Source organism: Streptomyces phytophilus (genome assembly GCF_013870535.1).
GTDB lineage: Bacteria > Actinomycetota > Actinomycetes > Streptomycetales > Streptomycetaceae > Streptomyces > Streptomyces phytophilus.
The window spans coordinates 1-2,878 of record NZ_JACBXC010000786.1; the positions used below are offsets into that span (position 1 = coordinate 1).

Here is a 2,878-nt window from a genome sequence, read left to right on the forward strand (position 1 = left end):
GGCCGAACGTCGACCTGGCGCTGGCCGTGCTGTCGGTGGCGGCGGACATGCCGGCGGAGGCGGGCGAGACGGTGTTCGCGGTGGCGCGCACGGCCGGCTGGGTCGCGCACGCGCTGGAGGAGTACGCCGAGCGCCCCCTGCGCATGCGTCCGAGCGGCCGTTACACCGGTCCGCCCCCCGAACAACCCCTCCCATAGGGAGCGTTACGGATCATGTGCGCGCCTCCGTTACATGCTCGCAATGACCGGGGCGGCGACACGCGCGTAGACCGGTGGCAGGATGCGGAATCCCAGCAGCACATATCCAGCGCCGACCTGCCCAGGAGGCATCGTGTCGTACCGCCCCCCGCTGCCGCTCATAGCCATCGGTGCGGCGGCCGTACTCCTCGCCGGGTGCAGCAGCACCGAGAAGTCCGGGCAGAGCGGCGAGGTGTCGCTCGTCAAGAGCGGCAAGCTCCTCAACTGCACCGGACTGCCGTACGAGCCCTTCGAGTACCAGGACAAGAAGAGCGGTGACATCGTCGGCTTCGACATCGAGCTGATCGACCTCGTCGCCGAAGAGCTGGACGTCGAGCAGGAAGTCATCGACACGCCCTTCGAAGGCATCGAGTCCGGCGCGGTGTTCGCCTCCAACAAGTGCGACCTGTCCGCGGCCGGCATGACCATCACGGAGGAGCGGAAGAAGAAGTTCGCGTTCTCCGACCCGTACTTCGACGCCACCCAGGCGCTGGCGACGAAGAAGGGCTCCGGCCTCGACTCGCTGGAGGCGCTGAAGGGCAAGCGGCTCGGCGCGCAGATGGACACCACGGGCCAGCTGTACGCGCAGGAGAACGGCGACGGCGTCGAGGTCAAGGACTACGAGGACCTCGGGCTGCAGTTGCAGGCGCTGGAGGGCGGGCAGATCCCGGCCGCGATCAACGACAACGGCGTCCTCTACGACTGGGTGAAGGACCGGCCGGACTTCGAGGTCTCCACCGAGTTCGACACCGGCGAGCAGTACGGGATCGGCGTCGGCAAGGACAACGAGGAACTGCTGAAGGTGATCGACGACGTCCTCGCGAAGGCGAAGGACGACGGCACCTACGACAAGATCTACGAGAAGTGGTTCGGCGAGGCGCCCAAGTGAAAGAGCCCGACACTGTTCCCGCCGGCAAACCCGCCGGCCGGTCCCTGACACGCCGTCAGCGGGCGAAGCTGGTGCGCGGCGCGCAGTACGGGGTGCTGCTCGCCGCGGCCGCCGCGGTCGGCCTGCTCGCCGACTGGGGCGAGGTCAAGGACGCGTTCTTCAACCTCGACGTCGCCGGCGACCAGTTCCCCGACGTCATCACCACCGCGCTCGTCAACACCGTCACGTACACGGCGCTCGGCTTCGCCTTCGGGCTGGGGCTCGGGCTGCTGCTGGCGCTGATGAAGCTGTCGTCGGTGGCGCCGAACCGGTGGCTGGCCACGGCGTACATCGAACTCTTCCGCGGCGTACCCGCGCTGCTGGTGTTCATCGCCCTCGGCTACGGCGTGCCGCTGGCCTTCCAGGTGAACATCAACCTGCTCGTCACCACGATGCTCGCCCTCGGCCTGGTCGGCGCCGCGTACATGGCGGAGACCATCCGCGCCGGCATCCAGGCCGTACCGAAGGGGCAGGTGGAGGCGGCCCGGTCGCTGGGCATGTCGCAGACGCGGGCGATGATCACCATCGTGATCCCGCAGGCGTTCCGGATCGTGCTGCCGCCGCTGACGAACGAGCTGATCCTGCTCACCAAGGACTCCTCGCTCGTCTACGTGCTGGGGCTGACGGTGGACGAGCAGGAGCTGACGAAGTTCGGGCGCGACGCGCTCAACGACAACCTGAGCCTGACGCCGATCCTCGTCGCGGGGCTGTGCTACCTCATCATCACCATCCCCCTCGGGCAGCTCGTCCGGCGGCTAGAGGCGAAGGCGGCGAAGGCCAGGTGAGCACGTTGGACAAGGCCGCGGACAAGGCGGCCCCGCAGGCGCCGGCCATCAGCGTCGAAGGGCTGCACAAGTCCTTCGGCGACCTGGAGGTGCTCGGCGGCATCGACCTGACCGTCGGGCGCGGCGAGGTGGTGTGCGTGATCGGCCCCTCCGGCTCCGGCAAGTCGACGCTGCTGCGCTGCGTGAACATGCTGGAGGAGCCGAGCGCGGGGCGGATCTCCGTGGCCGGCGCCGAGGTCACCGACCCGGACGTCGACATCGACCGGGTGCGGCGCCGCATCGGCATGGTCTTCCAGTCGTTCAACCTCTTCCCGCACCTGACGGCGCTGGACAACCTGACCATCGCGCAGCGGCGGGTACTCCGCCGCAGCAGGTCGGAGGCGGAGAAGGTGGCGCGGGCCAACCTGGTGCGCGTGGGGCTCACGGACAAGGAGAAGTCGTATCCGGCGCAGTTGTCCGGCGGGCAGCAGCAGCGGGTGGCGATCGCACGGGCGCTGTCGATGGAGCCGGAGCTGATGCTCTTCGACGAACCGACCTCGGCGCTCGACCCGGAGCTGGTCGGGGACGTGCTGGCGGTCATGCGGCATCTCGCGGACGAGGGCATGACGATGCTGGTGGTCACGCACGAGATGAGCTTCGCGCGGGAGGTCGCGGACCGGGTGGTGTTCATGGACGAGGGCGCCATCGTGGAGGAGGGAGCGCCGGAGCAGGTGATCGGCAACCCGCAGCACCGGCGCACGCGGACGTTCCTGGCCCGGGTGCTGGACCCGGCGGCGGCGGAGGTCGCGGAGCTGTAGGGGGCAGCGGTGCCGGGGCGCCGGGTGCTGCCCGGGTGTCGTCCGGTGCCGCTACGGCTCAGGGCGCGGCCTGCTCGCCGCCGAACTCGTCGAAGAAGCCGCGTACCGCCGCCGAGGCGTCGTACGCGTCGC

At 69.5% G+C, this 2,878-nt stretch carries 4 protein-coding genes; all 4 read left to right on the forward strand.

Translation table 11 applies throughout. The annotated features are described in order from the left end of the window. On the forward strand, nt 1-197 hold a 197-nt coding region (locus tag H5J30_RS25210), incomplete at its 5' end, for a citrate/2-methylcitrate synthase (protein WP_309505625.1). Between the two features lie 133 nt (nt 198-330). After that, nucleotides 331-1,125: a basic amino acid ABC transporter substrate-binding protein gene (locus H5J30_RS25215; protein WP_181789648.1), complete on the forward strand. Its 795-nt coding sequence runs from the start codon at nt 331-333 to the stop codon at nt 1,123-1,125. Beyond that, nucleotides 1,122-1,949 (forward strand): amino acid ABC transporter permease, encoded by an 828-nt coding sequence (locus H5J30_RS25220; protein ID WP_181789649.1) that lies wholly within the window; start codon nt 1,122-1,124, stop codon nt 1,947-1,949. Before H5J30_RS25215 ends, H5J30_RS25220 begins: the two co-directional genes overlap by 4 nt. Before the next feature lie 5 nt (nt 1,950-1,954). Continuing rightward, nucleotides 1,955-2,746, forward strand: coding sequence for an amino acid ABC transporter ATP-binding protein (locus H5J30_RS25225; RefSeq protein WP_220189345.1), 792 nt, complete (start codon nt 1,955-1,957; stop codon nt 2,744-2,746). Nucleotides 2,747-2,878: the final 132 nt, after the last annotated feature.